Here is a 24,243-nt window from a genome sequence, read left to right as displayed (position 1 = left end):
ATTTCGGGCGTTCGCCGGCCCGCCCGCGATGTCCGGGCGGATATTACACACTGTCGCGGCCGGATCAGCTTGCATCGCCGACACAATCGGCCATCCGGAGCCGTCCTGACAGCTCCGCCCTGCGGCGTACCTGGAGTTTCCAGTAGATGCGGGTGAGGTGCTGTTCAACTGTGCTGACGGTGATGAGCAGTTTCGCGCTGATCTCCCGGTCGGCAGGCCGAGCAGGAGTTGTTCCACCACACCGAAACCGACGCGCTGCTCCGTCCGTGCCGCCGAGGCGCGGAGCACCACGACGACCCGCCGGTGGATCTCGCTTCATCGGGCCAGCCGCCTCTTGTCTTTCCTCGTCGGTTCGCCAGTGTCGCTGAATGTCCTGAGTGGAGAGTGTGAGCGCGAGAAAAGGGCATGGCGCGCCGGGGGAACGGGCGCCGATCGCCCGGATTCCCCGCGGCCGTCCGGCCTCGGTTCTCGCGATCCCGAGAGACCCGGCGCCGCACTCGGCTCCGGATCGTCTCGCCTCTTTTCTCGCCTGCCTGCTCCCCGGCGGTTATTGAGGAGGAGGGCAAACGTGTCGTGTTCGCGGGCGGGTCGCGCCGAGCCTTCAGCGTCGCGGATCTGGTCGTCCGACAAGAGCCGGCCTCATCCCGACAGTCCACAGAGGACACCTGCGAGCGAGCAAATGTCTGATTGATGCCCATTTGAACGCTTTGCAAGCGGGGTCGTGAGTGGCAATGCGCGTTCTAACCCTCTTTACCACTCACGACCCCCCTCATAACCACACATCCAGCCATCAACCAGACATTCAGCCGTCAGAGCGTGCCCCCGTGGACACTTGCGGAACGATTTGGCGCCCGCTGACCGGTCCAGAACCGTGCCGCGAAGGGGTCCTTCATCGCAGAGGCTCGGTCACGCCACATTCGACTTACTCCTCAAACCTCCCCCGCGGCGGTGCTTCCAGCGGGAGAGGACATACGGGAACGCCCCACCCGGGCGGGATCGTGTTTCCCCAGACCGCCCGGCTCGACCGTGCCCGCAGACGACTCACGATTGCGGGTCCGCGAACTCCCCGACGGTCTGCCGCACCGTCGCGGAAAATCGGAACTTTGTCGCTTTTTCCGGCAAAGCTTGTTTGTCCAGCTACTTCATGACTGAACGTGCTTGATAATGTCCCCCATTATCGAGTGGTCGATAGGTCCCAGCCCTGTTCAACTGCCAGTTGAACATATCAACGGTCCGACAGGCCCGTCAACGACTGACAGGGCAGGGCGCGCCGGGGGTAGTTTTTCCCCGCTTCGTCTCCCGCCGCTCACTCCCCTGATGACCCAATCTGGCCGATGACCTGGCCTTTTCTTGATCGAAGCGTGATCGACTCCGTGCCCGGCGCGAGCGGCTCCCAGGGCCGTCCAGGACCCGGCGGGGGCCGGACCGGGGCCGAGCGGCCGGACCGCCGCGCGGGCTCCCCGGGGAATTAAGCCGCCGTTCACCGGCCCTTTCCCGGGTCGGCGAGCGCATTCGCCGGCCGGTCCCGGCCGGGCATTAATGCTTTTCCACCGGATGGCCGCCGCGTCGTTGACATCGGCCGACGGGTGCTGCTATTCACTTCTGCAGCAAGGCTTCCCGGGCTCGACGGCGTACGCGCCGGTGAGCCGGAGCCGCCGGGGAACGAAGTGTGGCTGTCCCTACTCGGCCGGACGTCCAGACCCATACCGGACAGCCCGGCCGGTCAGTAACTTCGAATGCATCGCAAGACCTCGAACGCACCACCAGACTTAAGGAACCGGACATGGCCAACTTCACGATCGACACCGCGGCGCTCAACGACCCCCGCACCAAGCAGGCGTTCGACACGATCAAGAAGTGCGTCGGCTTCTTCGGCATCGTCAGCGCCATCGTGCTCGCCACCTGCGTGGTGGTCGCCTTCATGCACCAGGAGGTCACGACGTTCATGTGGGTGCGGGGCGCGATCCTGCTCCTGGTCGCCCCGCTGATGCTGAGCTGGGTCAACAAGGCCGCCAACGGCGCGGGGGGTCCGTACGACCGGCTCGCCACCGTCTCCGTCATCCTGCCGATCGCGATCATCGCGGTGGACCTGATCCCGGGCATCTGCCCGGCCTGGTACGCCGTCATGCAGGGCATCAGCGCGCTGCCGCTGATCGGGGTCGCGGTGCTGACCCGCAACAGCCAGGTCCGCGCGGCGTTCCGCAAGCAAAAGTAGTAACACTCCGGCCGAGCGCCCTCGTCGATCGCCGAACAGCCCCCTCGGGTTTCCCGAGGGGGCTGTTCGCTGTCTGTCATCGGATTGGCGGGGATGGCGGTCGACGGTGCGGGCCGCGGTCACCGACCCAGTGCGGTCCCGATGACCGGAACCCGCTCCGCGAGCGCTCGCGGAGTGCGGCATTCGAAGAACTCCGTGAGACCGACCGACACACCGCTCACCTTGTGCAGCTCCTGCATCGCCACCGCCGCCAGCATCGAATTCCCGCCGTGGGCGAAGAAGTCAGTGTCCTCGTCCACGTCGTCACGACGCAGTACAGTGCGCCAGACCTCGATCAACCCGTCGGTGATCTGTACCGAACCCGACCCCGGTGCCGAAGCCGGGCCGGCGGTGCGAGGCCGTTCCGCCAGCGAGCGGTCCAGCGCCGGATAATCGACCTTCCCATTGGCGTTGATCGGGATCGATTCGAAGACCAGAAGCTCTCCGACGGTCATCGAGGCGGGGAGGCGTTCGCTCAGGTGCTCTCGGACGCTGTCGAGGTCGACACCACTCCCGGACGGCTCCAGGCAGCCGACGAGTACGGCATCGGCTGTCGGGTCGCCGACGACCAGGACCGCGGCGGCGGCGACTTCGGGGTGGGCCAGCAGGGTCGTTTCGATCTCGCCCAGTTCGATCCGGTTGCCGCGCAGTTTGACCTGGCGGTCGCCGCGGCCGAAGAGGTCCAGGGTGCCGTCGGCGCGCCAGCCTGCCAGGTCTCCGGTGCGGTAGAAGCGGCCGTGCACCGGGTGCACGCCGAAGCGGGCCGCGTTCAGTTCTGGGCGGTCGTGGTAGCCGATGGCCACTCCGGCCCCCGAAATGCACAGTTCGCCGCGGACGCCGACCGGCAGTTCCCGGTCGTGCCGGTCCACGACGTGCACCTGGGTGTTGGCGATCGGGCCGCCGACGTCGAGCCGCGGTCCGGGGTCGTCGGCGATGACACGGGAGGTCGACCAGATCGCGGTTTCGGTCGGGCCGTACGCGTGGTGCAGCACGCAGCCGGCGGTCAGCAGGCGACGGGCCAGCGATACCGGAACCGGTTCGCCGCCGGTGATGACGCTGCGGCCGCGCAAGCAATCCGCCATGCGGTCGAGGACCAGCCGCCAAGTGGTCGGGGTGGCCTGCACGAACCGCGCGTCGTACCGTTCGACCAGTTCGCGCAGCACCCGGCCGTCGCTGCGGGCCGGGTCCGGCGCGGCGGCGAGGCGGCATCCGGAGACCAGGGACACGAACAGTTCCACGCCGGACATGTCGAAGGCGAAGGTGGTCGTCCACAGCATCGTGTCCGCCGGGCCGGCGTCCAGTTGCCGGGCGAAGTGGCTCGCGACGTTGGCCAGCGCGCCGTGCGTGATGAGTGTCCCTTTAGGACGTCCGGTGGAGCCGGAGGTGTAGATCAGGTACGCGCAGGAGGCCGGATCCGGTGCCGGGGGCGCGCTGTGGTCCGCCGGGAGCGCGTCCTCGGCGGGGGAAGCGGACAGCACGGCGAGGTCGGCGGTGGCGAACTGTCCCATGTTTCCAGCCGCTATCAGGATTTTCGCGCCCGAGTCGGCGAGCTGGTAGCGGATTCGGTCCTCGGGGTGTGCCGCGTCCAGGGGCACGTAGGCCGCGCCGGCGAGCCAGGTGCCGAGGACCGCGGTCACGAGTTCGGGGCCGCGCGGGAGCGAGGTGGCCACCCTGTCCCCCGGGCCGATCCCGGCTTCCCGGAGCACGGCGCATTGGGCGACGGCCGCGTGCCACAGCTGGCCGTAGCCGACGAAGCGATCCCCTTCACCGACGGCGCTGGTCTCAGGTGCGCGCACGGCGCGGGTGTGGACGGCCTCGAGCACCGAGGCCGGTTCGACGGGTCGCGCGGTGTCGTTGGCCGCTGAGATGATTTCGTGGTCCTTCGCGCTCCACCACGGCAGGTCGCCGACGCGGCGCTCGGGGTCCTCGGCCACGGCGGAAAGCACTGTCTCGTACCGGGCCAGCAGCAGGCGGACCTGCTCTTCGGGCAGGAGTTCGGACTGGTACCTGGCCGAAACCAGGTCGCCATCGACAGCGATCTCGAGTTCGACGCCGTCGTCGGCGCCGAGGTCCCGGGAGAACGCGTACCGCGCGCGCCTGGACGAATCCGCAGGATTTTCCCCCTGCTGGACAAGAAGTTCTCGAACGGTCCACAGTGGATCGACGAGCAGTCGCCGGTGCACGTTCCCGAGGAACAGGTCCCGTCCGGCGCCATGCGTTTCGAGCAGCACGGCGAAGGCGCCGAGCAGCACCTCGAACTCCGGGACGCCAAGGGATTCGGCCTGTGCGCGGACGGCGCGGACCGTCTCCGCGCACAGCCGGTACCCGATCCGCGCGGCCGCGGCCGGTTCGCCGGAAGCCGGTGCCACGCAAGCCAGTTCTTCGCCCTGCCAGGCACGCGTCGTGTCCATGTCAGATACCCAGTTCCTTGTCGATGAGATCGAAGATCTCGTCGTCGGTCGCCTCGGTGATGTCGTCGTCGGAATCGTCGACGGACCCGGGATCCGGTGCGCTGCCCCGGAATTCCTCCACCAGCAGCTCCAACCGGTCCGCCAGGCGGGCCCTGCCCTCGCCCCGCGCGCCGATCCCGGCCAGCAGCGACCGCAGCCGGTCCAGTTCGGCCAGCACCGGACGGTGGTCTGCTTCCCGGTCGGCGAGCTGCCCATGCAGGTAGCGGGCGAGCTCCACCGGGGTCGGATGGTCGAAGACCACCGCGGCGGGCAGCCGGAGGCCGAGCGCGCCGCTGAGCCGATTGCGGAATTCCAGCGCGGTCAGCGAATCGAAGCCGAGCTGGCGGAAGTACCGGGCCGCTTCGACCGATTCCGGGCCGGATTTCCCGAGCACCAGCGCCGCCTGCGCGAGCACCGCGTTCAGGATCGCGCCTTCGAGCTGTTCGGGCGGCAGCGCGGCGAGTTCCCTGGCCAGTGCGCTGGTCCGGCCGGGGTCGGCGGCTCCGGCGGTCCGCCGTCCCGGCCGGACCAGCCCGGTCATCAGCGCGGGGACCGGGCTGCCGGAGCGGCGCAGCGCGCCCAGGTCCAGCTGGGCGGTGACCAGCAGCGGATCCGTCCGCCCGGTGGCGACGTCCAGCAGCGAGAGCCCGTCGGCCACGGCGAGCGGGCGCAGGCCGTGGCGGGTCATCCGCTGCCGTCCGGCTTCGGTGAGTTCCCCGGCCATGCCGTTCTCCCAGGGGCCCCAGGCCAGCGAGGCGGCGGGCAGTCCTTGCTGGCGGCGGTGCGCGGCGAGCGCGTCGAGGAAGGTGTTGCCCGCCGCGTAGTTGGCCTGTCCGGGACTGCCCCAGACCCCGGCCACCGAGGAGAACAGGGTGAAGGTGTCGAGGTCGAGATGCCTGGTCAGCTCGTGGAGGTTCCAGGCGGCGTCGGCCTTGGGGCGCATGACCTGGTGGACCTGCTCCGGGGTGAGCGAGCCGACGACGCCGTCGTCGAGCACGCCCGCGGCGTGGACCACGCCGGTCAGCGGCTCGGTCTCGGGCAGTCCGGCGAGCACTTCGGCCAGCTGGTCGCGGTCGGCGACGTCGCAGGCGATCACCCGCACTCTCGCCCCGGACCGGGCCAGTTCGCCCGCCAGTTCGGGCATGCCCGCCGCGCCCATGCCCCGCCGCGAGGCGAGCAGCAGGTTCTTGGCCCCGCCCGGCCGCGCCAGGTGCCGGGCGACCAGTCCGCCGAGCGCGCCGGACGCCCCGGTCACCAGCACGGTCCCCGCCCGACCGGACGGCGCGGGCACGGTCAGCACGATCTTCTCGGGCCCGCCGCGGTTCACCCGGGCGAACGCCGCCGCCGCGTGTCGGATGTCCCAGCACTCCACCGGCAGCGGGCGCAGCACACCCTCGACGAGCGGGGTCGACAGCGACGCCAGCAACGGGCCGAACGCTTCGGGAGTCGGGAGTCGGTCGACACGCACGGTTTCCCGTCCGGGAGCCGAAGCGGCGTTCTCGGTGCGGTGCTCCTCGTCGAGTCCCGCTTCGGACAGCACGCGCCACGCGGACCTTTCCGCGACCGCGACGACGTCCGCGCCCTGATGCCGCGCCAGCCGCACCGCGGCCAGCCCGGCCGCCGACGCGGCGTCGTGGATGAGCACTCGCTGTCCTGGCCGGATGTCGGCCACCGCGTGCCACGCGGCGAGCAACGCCAGCGGAGCGGCGGCCGCCTGCGGGTGCGACCAGCCCGCCGGGATCGGCAGCAGCAACCGGGCACCGGTCACCGCGGTGGGGCCGAACGCGCCGTCGAACACGCCCAGGACCGCGTCCCCGACGGCGAACCGGGTCACGCCGGGGCCGGTTTCCAGCACCACTCCGGCGCCTTCTCGGCCCAGGGGCCCGGAACCGCCGTCCAGCACGGTGCGCACGTCTTCCACGTTCACCCCGGCGGCGCGGATGCCCACCCGGACCTCGCCGTCCGCGAGCGGGACGCGGTCTTTCTCGCGCAGTTCCAGGTCTTCCAGCGAGGGCGCGGTGAAGCCGAGCTGCCAGTCCGGTCCGGCGGGCACGGCGAGGCCGTCCGCTTCGGCCCGGTGCAGGCGCGGCACCAGCACTTCCGCGCCGCGGATCGCGAATTCGGGTTCGCGCAGCACGGTCGCGGCCAGCACCAGTGCGCCGGTGCCGTCGACTCGGTCCACGTCGGCCAGCGCGATCCGCTCCGGGTGTTCGCCCGCGGCGCCGCGAATCAGGCCGACGACCCCGGCCCCGTCCAGACGGACACCGACGCCGGGCGTCGCGGCCACGGCTCGTTCGGTCACCACCACCAGCTGCGAACTCTCCATCGCGTCCGCCGCGAGCCAATCGCGTACCACGTCCAGCACGTGCAGCACGGCCTCGCGGGCCTGCCCGGCGATGCCTGCCGCCAGGTCCTCGCCGCGAGGGCAGCAGACGACGACCACCTCGGGCACCGCGGCCCCGGCCTCGACCGCGGCGATCAGCCCCGCGACGTCCGCGTAGCCCATGGCGCCCGGCACGGCCAGTCCGCCGTCGCCGCCGAGGACAGCCGACGAAAGGACGGGAGCCGCGTCGGGCAGTTCGACCGGCGCCCATTCGATCCGGAACAGCCCGTCGTGGGTGCGGTCCAGCGAAGCGGCGGTCAACGGGGTCAACACCACCGACTGCGCGGAGGCGACGAGCTGTCCGGCCGGGTCGGCCAAGGTCACCTCGACGCCCTCGGCGGCCGGGGCCAGGCGGACCCGCGTCGCGATCGCGCCGGAGGCGTGCACGTCCACACCGCTCCACATCGTGGGCAGCGACGGCGCACCGCCGGTGGACTCGGCCAGCTGGGTCAGGTGCAGGGCGGCGTCGAGCAACGCGGGGTGGACGCCGTATCCGGCGACGTCGGTGCCCTCGGGCAGGGCTACGTCCGCGAAGACCTCGTCGCCGCGCCGCCACGCCGCGCGGACGCAGCGCGCGGCGGGCCCGTAGCTGGCTCCCGAGGCGGCCAATTCTTCGTACAGCGCAGTGACATCGATGGTTTCCGCGCCGGCCGGTGGCCACTGCGAACTCCACGAGGCCAGTCCGGCGTCGTGGCCGCCAGGGGCGAGCGTGCCGGACGCGTGCCGCACCCACGGGGCGTCGCCGATCCGGGTGTGCACCGCCACCGGCCGCCGCTCGTCGGCGTCCGCTTCGCCGACGGTGACCTGCATCGACACGCTGTCCCGGCTCGGCAGCACCACCGGCGTCTCGACGAGAAGTTCTTCGAGCTGACCGCATCCGGCCTCGTCCCCGGCGCGGATCGCCAGGTCCGCCAGCGCCGCGGCGGGCAGGATCGTCCGGCCTGCCAGTGTCGAGTCCTCGAGCCAGGACGGGGTTCCCGGAGCGAGGCGACCGGTGAGCATGACCCCGCCGGTGGCGGGCAGTTCCGCAACAGCGCCCAGGAGCGGATGTTCGGGGCTGCGCAGGCCGAAGTCGTCGGCACGGCCGCTCGCGACCGCGTTCAGCCAGTACCGCCGGTGCTGGAAAGCGCAGGTGGGCAGCTCGACCCGGCGAGCACCCGTGCCCGCGAAAACGTTGTGCCAGTCGAAGTCCAGGCCACGAACGTACACTTTGGACACCGCCGTCAGCAGCGCACGGACCTCCTCGCGTCCGCGCCGCGCCACCGGAATCCACGCCTCGTCCGCCTCGTCGGGACGGCTCAACGGCCCCATTCCCGACAAGACCCCGTCCGGGCCGACCTCGACAAACGTCCGCACCCCCAGTTCCCGCAGGGTTCCCGCCACGTCCGAGAAGCACACCGCCTCGCGCACATGCCGCACCCAGTAGCCCGGGTCGGTCACCTCGTCGGCCACGACGCGCCCGGTCAACCCCGACACCAACGGGATCGTCGGACGATGGCACTCCACCGAGTTCACGACTTCGGCGAACCGCGCCAGCATCGGCTCCATCAACGGTGAATGGAACGCATGCGACACCGACAACCGCTTCGTCCGGCACCCCTCCAGTTCCGCCGCGGCCGCGAGAACCTCTTCCTCCACCCCGGAAATCACCACCGCCGTCGGCCCGTTCACCGCGGCCACCCCCACGCCCGGACGGCCCGCGATCACCTCCGACACCTGCTCCGCGGTCGCCTCCACCGCCACCATCGCCCCGCCGGTCGGCAACTCCTGCATCAACCGACCACGAGCCGCGACCACCGCACACGCGTCGGGCAGCGACCACACTCCAGCCACATACGCGGCCGCCAGCTCGCCGATCGAATGGCCCGCGACCACGCTCGGCCGCATCCCCCACGACTCCAGCAGCCGGAACCACGCGACCTCCACCGCGAACAACCCCGACTGCGCCCACACCGTGTCGTTGACGTCGCCGTACTCACCCCGGATCACCGCCGCGGGCGAACCGCCCAAATGCTTCTCCAACCCGGCACACACCGCGTCGAAGACTTCCGCGAACACCGGAAACACCGAGTACAGGCCCAACCCCATGCTCAAGCGCTGCGCACCCTGACCAGTGAAGACGTAACCGACCTTGCCGAGCGAACCCGCCACACCCGACACCACGCCAGCGGATTCACGCCCCGCAGCCAACGCCGCCAGCCCTTGGCCATGGTCACCCAGCACGACCGCACGGTGCTCCAACGCCGCCCGAGAAGCCAACGACCACCCCACGTCCAGCGGCTCATCAGCCAGCCCGGCCAATCGCCCGGCCTGCGCAGCCAAGCCTTCCGGCGAACGAGCCGACACCACCCACGGCACCACCGGCAACACCACGTCTGTCTCAACCGGATTCTCCGGAACCGCCGGAGCCTGCTCCACGATGACGTGGGCGTTCGTCCCGGAGAACCCGAACGACGACACCCCGGCCCGACGAGGACGGTCACCGACCTCCGGCCACGACACCGCCTCGGTCGCCAACCGCACCGCGCCCGAATCCCACTCCACCCGCGTGGACGGCTCCTCGGCGTGCAACGTCGCGGGCACCACGCCCCGACGGATCGCCGACACCATCTTGATCACCCCGGCCACCCCGGCTGCCGCCTGCGCATGGCCGATGTTCGACTTCACCGACCCCAGCAGCAGCGGCCGGTCCGCGGGCCGGTCCTGTCCGTACGTGGCCAGCAGGGCTTCCGCCTCGATCGGGTCGCCCAGCCGGGTTCCCGTGCCGTGCCCGTCGACGACGTCCACGCCGTCGGGCCCCACCCCCGCGCGCGCCAACGCCGCACGGATCACCCGCTGCTGCGACGGACCATTCGGCGCGGTCAACCCGTTCGACGCACCGTCCTGGTTCACCGCCGAACCCGCCACCACCGCCAACACCCGATGCCCGTTGCGCCGAGCATCCGAAAGCCGCTCCAGCACCAAAACCCCAGAACCCTCACCCCAGCCGACACCGTCGGCACCGTCCCCATAGGACTTGCACCGACCGTCCGGCGACAGGCCCCGCTGCCGCGAAAAGTCGATGAACGTGGCCGGGGTGGACATCACCGTCACGCCACCGGCCAGCGCCAGCGAGCACTCCCCCGCGTTGAGCGACTGCGCCGCCAAATGCAGCGCGACCAGCGACGACGAACACGCGGTATCCACCGTCACCGCCGGCCCCTCCAGGCCCAGCGCGTAGGAGATCCGGCCGGAGGCGATCGAGCCCATGTTGCCGGTGGCGAGGTAGCCCTCGGACTGCTCGCGCGCCTGGTTCCAGATCAGGTAGTCGTGGTAGAACAGCCCGGCGAACACCCCGGTGTCGCCGCCGCGCAACGAGTTCGGGTCGATCCCGGCATCCTCCAACGCCTCCCACGACGTCTCCAGATACACCCGCTGCTGCGGATCCATCGCGAGCGCCTCGCGAGGACTGATGCCGAAGAACTCCGCGTCGAAACCACTCGCCCCGTAAAGGAAACCGCCCTCCGCGCAGATGCTCTTGCCGAGCGCGTCCGGGTCGGGGTCGAGCAGGTCGGCGGGCCAGCCGCGGTCGGCAGGCAGCGGGCCGATCGCGTCGGTGCGCGCTTCGAGCAGTTCCCACAGCTGGTCCGGGGACGAGACCCCGCCGGGGAACCGGCAGGCCATGCCGACGATCGCGACAGGTTCTTGCTTGCGCTCCTCGGCTTCGCGGAGGCGCTCGCGGGTCTGGTGCAGTTCGGTGGTGACCCGCTTCAGATAGTCGCGGAGCTTGTCCTCGTTCGACATCCGGGAGTCCTTCCTCTTTCGTGCGCGGAGTTCAGATCCCGAGCTGTTTGTCGATGAAGTCGAACATGTCGTCGTCGCTGGCGGACTGGAGCTGGTCGGCGACCGAATCGTCGGCGCCGCCCTCCGATTCGGTCAGCGCGGCGAGCAGGTCGGTGAGCCGGGCGGCGACCCTCGCCCGCGCGGTGTCGTCGGCCCGCAGTTCGGCGAGGGAGGCTTCGAGCCGGTCGAGGCCCGAGTAAGCCGACAGCGCGGGCTGCTCCGCGGCCTCCCCGGTCTCGGCGCCGAACATCCCTTCCAGCAGGAAGTCCGCCAGTGCGCTCGAGGTCGGGTAGTCGAAGACCGCGGTGGGCGAAAGGCGTTCCCCGGTTGCCTCGTTCAACCGGTTGCGCAGCTCGATCGCGGTCAGCGAGTCGAAGCCGACTTCGCGGAACGGGCGGTCCGCGTCGAGCCCGCCGGTCCCGGCCAGGCCCAGCACCAGCGCGGCCTGCGTGCTGACCAGCTCGCGCAGCGCGTCCCGGCGTTCCGGTTCGCTCAGGTCGTGAAGCGTGCTGCGGGCGTCCACGACGCGTTCGCCGACCGCGCGGCGGGCCGGCGCCGAGGGCCGGGCGCTGGGCACCAGGGCCGACAGCAGCGGCGGCACCTCCCCGGACCGGCGCACCCCGGCCAGGTCGAGCCGGGCCGACACCAGCAGCGGAGCGCACTGGCCCAGCGCGGCGTCGAGCACGCGCAGCCCTTCCGGTTCCGGCAGCGGAGCCAGCCCTTGGCGCGACATCCGCCGCCAGTCGGCTTCGGTGAACTCGCCGGCCATCCCGGATTCCCACGGACCCCACGCGATCGACACCGCGGGCAGGCCCCGCTGGCGGCGGTGCGCGGCGAGCGCGTCGAGGAAGGTGTTGCCCGCCGCGTAGGCGGCCTGTCCGGCGTTGCCCCAGATCCCGGCGACGGAGGAGAACACCACGAAGAAGTCCGGGTTCATCGGCTGTGTCAGCTCGTGCAGATGCCAGGCCGCGTCCACCTTCGGGCGCAGTACCGCGGTCATCCGCTCGTCGGTCAGCGAGCCGATGACCCCGTCGTCGAGGACCCCGGCCGAATGCACCACGCCGGTCAGCGACACGCCGTCCAGCACTCCGGCGAGCTGCTCGCGGTCAGCGGCGTCGCACGCCAGCATCGTGGTTTCGACGCCGCGTTGTTCCAGGTCCGCGGCCAGCTCGGCGAGCCCGGGGGCGTCGGCGCCGCGCCGGGACAGCAGCAGCAACCGCTTGGCGATACCGGTTTCGGCCAGCCGCAGGGCGACCAGCCGGCCCAAGGCTCCGGAAGCGCCCGTGATCAGCACCGTGCCCGCGGCTCGGGTGTCGTCCGGGGCAGGCGGCGAAACCCGGGTCAGCCTCGGCACCCGCACCTCGCCGGCGCGCACCGCGAACTCGGACTCCCCCGCCGCGATCCCGGCACGCACCCAGTCGAGGACGGCGGGACTGGCCAGATCGTCCACATCGGACAGCACGATCCGGCCGGGGTTCTCCGACTGCGCGACGCGGACGAGACCCCACACCGGCGCGGTCGCCAGGTCCAGGGCGAGCCCGTCGCCGACGTCGACCGCGCGTTCGGTGACCACGGCGAGCCGGGTTTCGGTGTCCGTGGCGAGCCATGCCCGCAGCCGGGCCAGCACGTCGAGCGCGACGGCGTTGGCCTGTTCCGGCAGTTCGCCGTCGAGCGTCGGCACCGTCAGCAGTTCGAGGTCGGCGTTCGAGGAGTCGGCGGGCGGGACCGACGTCCACTCGACCGCGTAGGTCGAGCCGTCGGAACTCGCGGTCAGCTCTTCAACGCTTGCCGTGCGCAGGGCCAGCGTCCCGACCGACGCCACCGGCTCGCCGGAGGCGTCGGCCAGCGCGAGCGCGATCCCGCCCGGCACCGGCGAGATCCGCACCCGGGCCGCCGAAGCGCCGGACGCGTGCACCACCACGTCGTTCCAGGCGAACGGCAGCCGCAGTCCCTCGGTGTCCACTCCGGCCGCGTGCAACGCCGCGTCGAACAGGGCGGGGTGCACGCCGAACCCTGCGATGGGAACGCCTTCGGGCAGTTCGACTTCGGAGAACAGCTCCTCGCCGCGCCGCCAGACCGCGCGGACGCCCTGGAACACCGGCCCGTATTCGAGCCCGGTCTTGGCCAGCTCCGGATAGAAACCGTCCAGGTCGATCGGCTCCGCGCCGGCCGGTGGCCACTGCGCCAGGTCTGAGCCGTCGGCGGGGGCGGCTCCGGCGGACACCGCGCCCGCCGCGTGCCGGACCCATTCGCCGTCGCCGCTCTTCGCGTAGACAGTGAGCGCACGGCGGCCGGTGTCGTCCGGACCGTCGACGGTGAGCTGAATCCGGGCCGAGACCCCGGTTTCGAGCTTGAGCGGGGCCTCGATCAGCAGCTCGTCGATGTGGTCGCAGCCCACCTCGTCGGCGGCGCGGACGACCATGTCCAGCAGCGCGGTGCCCGGCACGAGCACCCGACCCGCCACCACATGGTCGGCCAGCCACGGCTGTTCGCCGAGCGAGAGCCGGCCGGCGAGCATGACCCCGCCGGTGGCGGGCAGTTCCGCAACAGCGCCCAGGAGCGGGTGCTCGGGGCTGTCCATGCCGAGGTCGTCGGCGTGGCCGCCGGTGAGCGCGTTGAGCCAGTATCGCTGGTGCTGGAAAGCGTAGGTGGGCAGCTCGACCCTCCGGGCACCCGAGCCGTCGAAAACGTTGTGCCAGTCGAAGTCCAGGCCGCGAACGTACACTTTGGACACCGCGGTGAGCAGTGCACGGACCTCGTCGCGTCCGCGCCGTGCCACCGGTATCCACGTCTCGTCACGGCCGTCGGGGCGGCTCAGCGGGCCCATTCCCGACAGGACCCCGTCGGGGCCGACCTCGACGAAGGTCCGGACTCCCTGGTCCCGCAGGGTGCTCGCGACGGCGACGAAGTCCACGGCCTCGCGCACATGCCGAACCCAGTAGCCCGGGTCCGTCACCTCGTCGCCGACCACCCGCCCGGTCAACCCCGACACCAACGGGATCGTCGGACGATGGCACTCCACCGAGTTCACGACTTCGGCGAACCGCGCCAGCATCGGCTCCATCAACGGTGAGTGGAACGCATGCGACACCGACAACCGCTTCGTCCGGCAACCCTCCAGTTCCGCCGCGGCCGCCAGCGCCTCGTCCTCGACGCCGGAAATCACGACTGCCTTCGGGCCGTTCACCGCGGCGATACCCACTCCGGCGCGGCCTGCGATCGCCTTCCGAACCTCGTCTTCGGTCGCCTCGACGGCGACCATCGCGCCGCCGGTGGGCAACTCCTGCATCAACCGGCCGCGCGCCGCCACCACCGCACACGCGTCCGAAAGCGACCACACTCCAGCCACATACGCGGCCGCCAGCTCGCCGATCGAATGGCCCGCGACCACGCTCGGCCGCATCCCCCACGACTCCAGCAGCCGGAACAGGGCGACCTCGGTCGCGAACAGCGCGGACTGCGCCCACACCGTGTCGTTGAGGTCGCCGTGCTCGCCCCGGATCACCGCCGCGGGTGAACCGTCCAAATGCTCTTCCAAACCGGCACACACCGCGTCAAAGGCTTCCGCGAACACCGGGAACACCGCGTGCAGCCCGGCACCCATGCCTAGCCGCTGCGCACCTTGACCGGTGAAAACAAACCCGACCTTGCCGAGCGACCCCACCACACCCGACACCACCTGGGCGGACTCGCGGCCCTCGGCCAGTGCGGCCAATCCCTGGCTGTGATCGCCCAGCACGACCGCACGGTGCTCCAACGCCGCCCGGGAAGCCAGCGACCACCCCACGTCCAGCGGCTCATCAGCCAGCCCGGCCAACCGCGCCGCCTGCGCAGCCAAGCCTTCCGGCGAACGCGCCGACACCACCCACGGCACCACCGGCAGCTCGACGTCGATCTCGACGGGAAGCTCCGCGACCTCCGGCACCTGCTCCACGATGACGTGCGCATTAGTCCCCGAGAACCCGAACGACGACACCCCCGCCCGACGCGGCCGATCGCCGACCTCCGGCCACGACGTCGCCTCGGTCGCCAACCGCACCGCGCCCGATTCCCACTCCACCCGGGTGGAGGGCTGTTCCGCGTGCAGGGTCGCGGGCACCACGCCGCGGTGCATCGCCGACACCATCTTGATCACCCCGGCCACCCCCGCGGCGGCCTGTGTGTGCCCGATGTTCGACTTCACCGACCCCAGCAGCAACGGCCGGTCGGCCGGCCGGTCCTGTCCGTACGTGGCCAGCAGGGCTTCCGCCTCGATCGGGTCGCCCAGCCGGGTCCCGGTCCCGTGCCCGTCCACGACGTCCACGCCGTCCGGCTCCAGTCCCGCGCTGGCCAGTGCCGCACGGATCACCCGTTGCTGCGAAGGACCATTCGGCGCCGTCAACCCGTTCGACGCACCGTCCTGGTTCACCGCGCTGCCGGCCACCACGGCCAACACTTGATGCCCGTTGCGCCGCGCGTCCGAAAGCCGCTCCAGCACCAAAACCCCAGAACCCTCACCCCAACCGACACCATCGGCACCGTCCCCATAGGACTTACACCGACCATCCGGCGACAAGCCCCGCTGACGCGAAAAGTCGAAGAACGCGCCCGGGGTGGACATCACCGTCACCCCACCCGCCAGCGCCAGCGAGCACTCCCCCGCGTTCAAAGACTGCGCCGCCAAATGCAGCGCGACCAGCGACGACGAACACGCGGTATCCACCGTCACCGCCGGCCCCTCCAAGCCCAGCGCGTAGGAAACGCGGCCGGAAGCGACCGAACCCATGCTGCCGGTGCCCAGGTAGCCTTCCGAGTCTTCGTGGACCTGATGCCAGGACAGATAGTCGTGGTAGAACAGCCCTGCGAACACCCCGGTGTCACTGCCCCGCAACGAGTTCGGGTCGATCCCGGCATCCTCCAACGCCTCCCACGACGTCTCCAGATACACCCGCTGCTGCGGATCCATCGCGAGCGCCTCGCGAGGACTGATGCCGAAGAACTCCGCGTCGAAACCACTCGCCCCGTAAAGGAAACCGCCCTCCGCGGCGACGCTCTTCCGTACCGCGTCCGGATCGGAGTCGACCAGGTCGGCGGGCCAGCCCCGGTCGGTCGGAAAGGTCCCGACCGCGTCAGTGCGCGAGGCGAGCAGCTCCCACAGCTCCGCCGGGGAGGACACGCCGCCGGGGAACCGGCAGGCCATGCCCACGATGGCGATGCGGTCCTCGCCGGTGGCCGCGCGCGGTGCGACGCGCGCGGGGGCGGTCTCGCTCCGGCCGGTCAGTTCGCCCAGCAGGAACGCGGTCAGTGCGGCCGGGGTGGGATAGTCGAACACCACGGTGGCGGGCAGCCGCGCGCCGGTGGCCGCGCCCAGGCGCGTCCGGAGTTCCACGGCGGTCAGCGAGTCGAACCCGGAGTCGCGAAAGGACCGTCCGAAGTCAACAGTCGCGTCCCCGGTCAGGCCGAGCACCTGTCCGGCCTGCGCCAGCACCAGATCCCGCACGAGGTCCGCGCGCTCGGCCTCGCCCAGCGACGCGAGCCGCTCAGCCAACGCGTTCCCGTCGGCGGACGACTGCTCGATGGTGCGTCGGGCGGGTGCCGAGGCGCCGACCAGCCCGGACAGCACCTGTGGCACCTCCCCGGCCCGCCGCAGCGCGGCCAGGTCCAGCCGGGCCGCGACCAGCAGCGGCGCGGGAGCGGCGACCGGACCGGTCACCAGGTCCAACACGACGAGACCCTGCGCCGCGGACAGGCTCCGCAGGCCCTGGCGGGACAGCCGGGTGCGATCGGTCCCGGTCAGTGCTCCGGCCATGCCGGTGTCCCACGGGCCCCAGGCCAGCGACACCGCGGCGCGGCCCTGCCGGCGTCGATGGGCGGCGAGCGCGTCGAGGAAGGCGTTGCCCGCCGCGTAGTTCGCCTGTCCAGCGGTGCCCCACACCCCGGCGACCGACGAGAACAGGACGAAGAAGTCCAGCTCAGCACCCTCGGTCAGCTCGTGCAACTGCCACGCACCGTCGACCTTCGGCCGCAGCACGGCGGCCATCCGCTCGGCCGTCAGCGACTCGACGACCCCGTCGTCGAGCACTCCGGCGGTGTGCACCACACCGGTGATCGGCACGCCGTCCAGCACCGCGGCCAACTGCGTCCGGTCAGCGACGTCGCACGCGGCGACGGTCACCTCGACACCGGACCGTTCCAGTTCCGCCGCCAGCCCCGGCATTCCCGGTGCCTCGGCTCCCCGGCGGGACAACAAAATCAGCCGCGCGACAGCGCCGGTCTCGGCCAAGTGCCGGGCGACCAGTCCGCCCAGCGCACCGGACGCGCCGGTCACCAGCACGGTGCCCGGACGGGTCCGGGGAGCCGGCCGCGGCGCGGTCGTTCGGGCCAGCCGCGGGACCCGCACCTCGCCGGAACGCACCACGAACCGCGATTCCCCGGCCGCCACTCCGGCCCTCAGAGCCCGCTCGTCAGCACTGTCGTCCACATCGGACAGGACGATCCGGCCGGGATGCTCGGCCTGCGCGGCCGAGACCAGGCCCCACACCGTCGCGGCGGCCACGTCGAGGGGCAGGCCGTCACCGGCGTCCACCGCGCGCTCAGTGACCACGACCAGCCGGGTTTCGGTGTCCGCCGCGAGCCATTCCCGCAGCACGGCCAGCACGTCGGCCGCCGCGGCGTGCGCTTGTTCGGGCACTGGGCCCGCGGCCGGATTCACCCGCAGGACCAGGAAATCGGCGTCTTCGCTGCTCCCCCACCCCGCCCAGCGACCGGAGTCCGGGGAGCCGGACGGCACCGGCGCCCATTCCAGGCGGAACAGGTCGTCTCGGGGAGTTTCCCGGCCGGCCGGCAGCGGCCGCAGGGCCAGCGCGCCCACGGTGGCGATCGGTTCGCCCGCCGGATCGGCGAGGACCAGCGACACCCCGTCGGTGGCCTGGGGGCTGATCCGGACCTGGGCGGTCGTCGCGCCGGTCGCGTGGACCCGGACGTCCCGCCAGGCGAACGGGACCTCCAGCCGCACGCCGTCGGCGCCGACCACCGCGTGCAGGGCGGCGTCGAACAGCGCGGGGTGCACGGCGAAGCCGGCGACTTCGGTGTCCTCGGGCAGCGCGACCTCGGCGAACAGGTCCGCGCCGAGCCGCCAGACCGCGCGGACGCCCCGGAACACCGGCCCGTAGCCGAGTCCGGCTTCGGCCAGCGCCGGGTAGAAGTTCTCCAGATCGACCGGCACCGCCCCGGCCGGGGGCCACTGCGCGAACCGCACGGCCTCGACCGCGGCACCCGGCCGCACGGTGCCCGCCGCGTGGCGCACCCAGTCGTCGCCGCTACGCGCGTACAGGGCCGCTTCGCGGCTGCCGTCCGGGCCCGGTCCGCTCACCGTGACCTGGACCCGCACCGAATCCTCGAGTACCAGCGGCGTTTCCATCAGGAGCTCGTCGATGTGGTCGCAGCCCACCTCGTCGGCGGCGCGGACGACCATGTCCAGCAGCGCGGTGCCCGGCACGAGCACCCGACCCGCCACCACATGGTCGGCCAGCCACGGCTGTTCGCCGAGCGAAAGCCGACCAGTCAGTATCACCCCGCCGGTCGCGGGCAGCTCCACCGCCGCGCCCAGCAACGGATGCCGGGGGCTGTGCAGGCCGAAAACGTCTACGCGACCGCTCGCGACCGCCTTCAGCCAGTACCGCTGACGCTGGAACGCATAGGTCGGCAGCTCGACCCTCCGGGCACCCGTGCCCGCGAAAACGTGATGCCACTCCACATCCAGGCCGCGCGCGTACACTTTGGACACCGCCGTCAGCAGCGCACGGACCTCATCGCGTCCGCGCCGCGCCACCGGAATCCACGCCTCGTCCGCCTCGTCGGGACGGCTCAACGGCCCCATCCCCGACAAGACCCCGTCGGGACCCACCTCGACAAACGTCCGGACTCCCAGTTTCCGCAGGGTTCCCGCCACGTCCAAGAAGCACACCGCCTCGCGCACATGCCGCACCCAGTAGCCCGGGTCCGTCACCTCGTCGCCGACCACGGCCCCGGTCAACCCCGACACCAGCGGCAGCTCCGGACGTCGACACTCCACCGAGTTCACGACTTCGGCGAACCGCGCCAGCATCGGCTCCATCAACGTCGAATGGAACGCATGCGACACCGACAACCGCTTCGTCCGGCACCCCGCGCCCGCCAGTTCCTTCGCGGCCGCCAGAACCTCGTCCTCGACCCCGGAAATCACCACTGCCTTCGGGCCGTTCACCGCGGCGATACCCACCCCTGCGCGGCCCGCGATCGCCTTCCGAACCTCGTCTTCGGTCGCCTCGACGGCGACCATCGCGCCGCCGGTCGGCAACTCCTGCATCAACCGACCACGAGCCGCCACCACCGCACACGCATCCGAAAGCGACCACACCCCAGCCACATACGCGGCCGCCAGCTCGCCGATCGAATGGCCCGCCACCGCACTCGGCCGCACACCCCACGACTCCAACAACCGGAACCACGCGACCTCCACCGCGAACAACCCCGACTGCGCCCACACCGTGTCGTTGATATCCCCGTACTCACCCCGGATCACCGCCGCCGGCGAACCATCCAAATGCTCTTCCAACCCGGCACACACCGCATCAAAAGCTTCCGCGAACACCGGAAACACCGAGTACAGGCCCAACCCCATGCTCAAGCGCTGCGCACCCTGACCAGTGAAAACAAACCCGACCTTGCCGAGCGAACCCGCCACGCCCGACACCACCTGGGCGGACTCGCGGCCCCCGGCCAACGCCGCCAACCCCTCGCCATGGTCACCCAACACGACCGCACGGTGCTCCAACGCCGCCCGGGAAGCCAGCGACCACCCCACGTCCAGCGGCTCATAAGCCAACCCTGCCAACCGCGCCGCCTGTGCAGCCAAGCCTTCCGGCGAACGCGCCGACACCACCCACGGCACCACCGGCAACACGACATCAGCCTCGACCGGAGCCTCCGCGACCGCCGGAGCCTGCTCCACGATCACATGCGCATTGGTCCCCGAGATACCGAACGACGACACCCCCGCCCGACGAGGACGGTCACCGACCTCCGGCCAGGACACCGCCTCGGTCGCCAACCGGACCGCGCCCGATTCCCAGTCCACTTGGGACGATGGCTCGCCCGCGTGCAGGGTCGCGGGCAGTTCCTCGTGACGCAGCGCGAGCACGGTCTTGATCACGCCCGCCACTCCGGCGGCCCACTGCGCGTGCCCGATGTTCGACTTCACCGACCCCAGCCACAGTGGACGGTCCCGGTCCTGACCGTAGGCCGCCAGCAACGCCTGCGCCTCGATCGGATCGCCCAGCCGGGTCCCCGTGCCGTGACCCTCCACGGCGTCGACGTCAGCGGCCTCGATGCCCGCGTCGGCGAGCGCGGCGCGGATCACCCGCTGCTGCGAAGGACCGTTCGGCGCCGTCAACCCGTTCGACGCACCGTCCTGGTTCACCGCGCTGCCAGCCACCACGGCCAGCACTTGATGCCCGTTGCGCCGCGCGTCCGAAAGCCGCTCCAAGAGCAGCAGACCGCCGCCCTCGGCCATGCCCATGCCGTCGGCCTGCTCCGCATAGGCCTTGCAGCGGCCGTCCGGCGCCAGGCCCTGCTGGCGGGTGAACCACTCCAGCCACGACGGCGTCGCGTGCACAGTCACGCCGCCGGTCAGCGCCAGCGAGCACTCCCCGGCACGCAACGACTGCGCCGCCAGGTGCAGGGCGACCAACGACGAGGAGCACGCCGTGTCGACGGTGAGCGCGGGGCCTTCCAGTCCGAGGGTGTAGGAGACCCGGCCGGAGAGGATGCTGGGCGCGATCCCGGATTGGAGATGCCCCTGAAGCTCTTCGGGCGCGTTGCCGCCGTACCCGGAGGCCGCGCCGCCGACGAACACGCCGGTCGTCGAGCCGCGCAGCCGTTTCGGATCGAGGCCCGCGCGTTCGAACGCCTCCCAGGACAGTTCCAGCAGCATCCGCTGTTGCGGGTCCATCGCCAGCGCCTCGCGCGGGCTGACGCCGAAGAACGCGGCATCGAATTCTCCCGCCGCAGCAAGGAATCCGCCGCCGAGTGTGGCGATGTCGCCGAGGCCGTCCCAGCCCCGATCGGAGGGCAGCGGCCCGACGGCGTCGCCGCCCGCGGCCAGGAGCCGCCACAGTTGCTCGGGGTCGCTGATGTCGCCGGGCAGGCGGCAGCTCATCGCGACGATCGCGATCGGCTCGTCCGCGGCCGCGCCGGTGCGCTCCGGTGTCCGCGCGGCGTCGGCGAGCCCGAGAAGTTCGGTTCGCAGGAACTCGGCCAGTGCGAGCGGGGTCGGATGGTCGAAGGTGAGCGTGCTGGGCAGCTTGCGCCCCAGCGCGGTGCACAGCCGGCCACGCAGGTCGACCCCGGTGACCGAGTCGAAGCCGATCTCCTTGAAGGTCAGCGCGGAATCCACCGACTCCGGCGACGCGTGCCCGAGGACGGCGGCGGCCTGCGCCCGGACCAGGTCGAGCACCCGCGTGACCTGCTCCGCGGCCGACTTCCCGGCCAACGTCCGCGCCCACCCGGAGACCGGGGCGGCCACGGGTTCCGGCAGGCTCGCGGCGACGCCGTCGAGCCGGCGGGGAGCTCCGGCGTCGAGCCAGAACCGTTCGTGCTGGAAGGCGTAGGTGGGCAGGTCGACGCGGTTCGCCGCGGGCAGCACGGCCGTCCAGTCCACCGGCACGCCGTGCGTGTACGCCTCGGCGAGGGAGGCGAGCAGCCGGGCGCTGTCGCCCTCGTCGCGGCGCAGCGTGCCGCACACCGCACCGGCGTCCGCCAAGGTGTCGGCGATCGCGGCAGTCAGCACCGGATGCGGGGACACCTCGATGAACACCCGGTCGCCGAGAACCCGCACGGCACGGTCGAAACGCACCGGCGCCCGCAGGCTTTCATACCAGTACCCGGCGTCCAGTTCGTCTCCGGTCAGAGTTTCACCGGTCATCGCCGACACCATCGGCACCCGGCCACGCCGCGGCTCGATCCCCGCCAGCACCGCACGGATCTCCGCTTCCAGCCGCTCCACCTGCGCGGAGTGCGACGCGTAGTCCACCGAAACCATCCGCGCCCGGATGTCCTCGGCGTCCAGCTCCGCCTTCAACTCCGCCAGCGCCGCCGGTTCACCCGAGACCACCACTGCGGACGGCCCGTTGACCGTGGCCAGCGACAACCGCTCACCCCACCGGGCGAGCCGCTCTTCCACTTCGGCCACGGTCGCGTTGACCGACAACATGCCGCCCAGACCCGCGAGCGCAGTCAGCGATTTCGACCGCAGAGAAACGATCCGCGCACCGTCCTCGAGGGACACCATCCCCGCGACCGTGGCCGCCGCGATCTCGCCCTGGGAGTGGCCCACCACCGCAGCGGGCACGACACCCGCGGCTTCCCACGCCGCGGCAAGGGAAACCATCACCGCCCACAACACGGGCTGCACGACGTCCGCCGACTCCAGCTCGCCTTCGAGCACCTCGGACAGCTTCCAGTCCACAAAGGACTCCAACGCTGCCGCGCACTCCGCCAGCCGGGCCGCGAACACCGGATTCGTCCGCGCCAGCGCGAGCCCCATGCCCCGCCACTGCGAACCCTGGCCGGGAAAGACGAACACCGGCCGCCCGGAACCGCGCGCGACCCCGGAGACGACCTCGGCCCCGGGCACCCCGTCGGCGAGACCGGCCAACCCGGTCCGCAGGTCCCCGGTCACCACCGCGCGATGCTCGAACGGGGTCCGGGTGGTGGCCAGCGACCAGGCCAGCTCAGCCGGTTCGAGCCCGGGCCGCGCCGACACCCAGTCTCGCAGCCGGGCCGCCTGCGCCCGCAGCCCCTCGGCCGAGCGAGCGGACAGCACCCAAGCCGGGACCGCTTCCGGCACCGGCACCTGCTCCGTGGTGCCGGGGGCTTCTTCCACGATGACGTGCGCGTTGGTGCCGCTGAGCCCGAATCCGGACACCCCGGCCCGGCGGGGACGGTCGCCCGCCGGCCACCGCACCGGTTCGCTCAGCAGCCGGACAGTGCCGCGCGACCAGTCGACGCGCGGGGTCGGCTCCTCGCCGTGCCGGGTCGCGGGCAGCACGCCGTTGCGCAGCGCGAGCACCATCTTGATCACCCCGGCCACCCCGGCCGCGGCCTGGGTGTGCCCGAGGTTCGACTTGACCGAGCCCAGCCACAACGGCTCGTCCCGCTCCCGGCCGTAGGTGGCGAAGAGGGCTTCCGCCTCGATCGGGTCGCCGAGAGTGGTCCCGGTGCCGTGCGCCTCCACTGCGTCCACTTCGGACGCGTCGAGCCGGGCATTGGCCAGAGCCTGGCGGATCACCGCCTGCTGCGCCTCGCCGTTCGGGGCGGTCAGGCCGTCGCTCGCGCCGTCGGAGTTGACCGCGGAACCGCTCAGCACGGCCAGCACCGGCTGTCCGTCGCGGATAGCGTCGGACAACCGCCGCAACACGAGCAGGCCGACCCCCTCCGACCACACGGTGCCGTCAGCGGCGGCGGAGAACGGCAGGCAGTCCCCCTCCGGCGACAGCGCCCGCAGGCCGCTGAACGCGACGAAGTTGCCGGGCGTCGACATCACGGAGACGCCGCCGGCCAGCGCCAGCGAGCAGTCGCCAGCGCGCAATGCCTGTGCGGCAAGGTGAATCGCGACCAGCGAACTGGACGCGGAGGTGTCCACGGTGAGGGACGGCCCGTGCAGCCCTAGCAGATACGAGACCCGGCCGGACAGCACGCTGGTCGTGGTGCCGGTCAGCAGGTAGCCCTTCACCGGCGAGGGCGCGTCCTCCAGCCGCGGGCCGTATTCCCGGGGCTCCGCGCCGACGAACACCCCGGCGCTGGTGCCCCGGAGCGACTCCGGGACGATGGCAGCCCGTTCGAGGGCCTCCCACGAAGCTTCCAGCAGCAACCGCTGCTGCGGTTCCATCGCCAGCGCCTCTCGCGGCGGAATGCCGAAGAACCACGCGTCGAAACCGGTTGCGTCGTCGAGGAAACCGCCGCGGGCGAGGTAAGTCTTCCCGGCCGCTTCCGGATCTCGGTCGTGCAGGTCCGGCCGCCACGCCCGGTCTTCGGGGAACGCCGACAGCACGTTCCCGCCTTCGGCCAGCAGCTCCCAGAGGTCTTCGGGCGAGCGGACGCCGCCGGGGTACCGGCAGCTCATGCCGACGACGGCCACCGGCTCCGCGCCGTCGGCCGCGCTTCCCGTGCCGTTCGTTCGGTCGGTCTCGTTCACAACACCCTCGGCATTCCGGAGATCTTCTGGGATAGCTGCGCGAATCCCGCCGCTACCTGGCACGGGCGGCGGGCGGGGAAGGACGCGCGGACGCGGGCCTTCCCCGCCCGGTGGGGGTCGG

4 protein-coding genes and 1 pseudogene are annotated in these 24,243 nt (G+C 71.6%); 1 reads left to right on the top strand and 4 read right to left on the bottom strand.

What is annotated here, in order from left to right; translation table 11 throughout:
• Positions 1 to 64: 64 nt before the first annotated feature.
• A complete protein-coding gene (locus tag ACLJRM_RS21130) occupies positions 65 to 319 on the bottom strand; it encodes a LuxR C-terminal-related transcriptional regulator (RefSeq protein ID WP_410664050.1) in 255 nt (84 codons plus the stop codon).
• 1,464 nt (positions 320 to 1,783) lie between these two features.
• On the opposite strand from ACLJRM_RS21130, the gene ACLJRM_RS21125 reads away from it, so the two are divergent.
• Positions 1,784 to 2,215, top strand: a complete 432-nt coding sequence (locus tag ACLJRM_RS21125) for a hypothetical protein (protein WP_101607295.1) — start codon at positions 1,784 to 1,786, stop codon at positions 2,213 to 2,215.
• Between the two features lie 119 nt (positions 2,216 to 2,334).
• Here the strand turns inward: ACLJRM_RS21125 and ACLJRM_RS21120 are convergent, their stop codons facing one another.
• The 3 genes and pseudogenes from ACLJRM_RS21120 to ACLJRM_RS21110 all read right to left on the bottom strand — a co-directional run bounded on the left by ACLJRM_RS21120 (position 2,335) and on the right by ACLJRM_RS21110 (position 24,122).
• Positions 2,335 to 4,665, bottom strand: coding sequence for an amino acid adenylation domain-containing protein (locus ACLJRM_RS21120; protein WP_410664049.1), 2,331 nt, complete (start codon positions 4,663 to 4,665; stop codon positions 2,335 to 2,337).
• 1 nt (position 4,666) lies between these two features.
• A pseudogene (locus tag ACLJRM_RS21115) lies at positions 4,667 to 10,849 on the bottom strand (SDR family NAD(P)-dependent oxidoreductase); the annotation flags it as partial.
• 52 nt (positions 10,850 to 10,901) lie between these two features.
• Positions 10,902 to 24,122 (bottom strand): SDR family NAD(P)-dependent oxidoreductase, encoded by a 13,221-nt coding sequence (locus ACLJRM_RS21110; RefSeq protein ID WP_410664048.1) that lies wholly within the window; start codon positions 24,120 to 24,122, stop codon positions 10,902 to 10,904.
• Between the last annotated feature and the right edge of the window lie 121 nt (positions 24,123 to 24,243).

Source organism: Amycolatopsis sp. lyj-84, assembly GCF_046549075.1.
In the GTDB taxonomy this organism is placed as follows: domain Bacteria; phylum Actinomycetota; class Actinomycetes; order Mycobacteriales; family Pseudonocardiaceae; genus Amycolatopsis.
Note: the sequence above shows the minus strand (reverse complement) of the source record. Positions and strands in the feature narration are given on the sequence as shown.

Excerpts from the sequence above, each read along its gene's own strand:
- ACLJRM_RS21130 (WP_410664050.1), bottom strand. The coding sequence starts at position 319 with ATGAAGCGAGATCCACCGGCGGGTCGTCGTGGTGCTCCGCGCCTCGGC.
- ACLJRM_RS21125 (WP_101607295.1), top strand. The coding sequence starts at position 1,784 with ATGGCCAACTTCACGATCGACACCGCGGCGCTCAACGACCCCCGCACC.
- ACLJRM_RS21120 (WP_410664049.1), bottom strand. The coding sequence starts at position 4,665 with ATGGACACGACGCGTGCCTGGCAGGGCGAAGAACTGGCTTGCGTGGCA.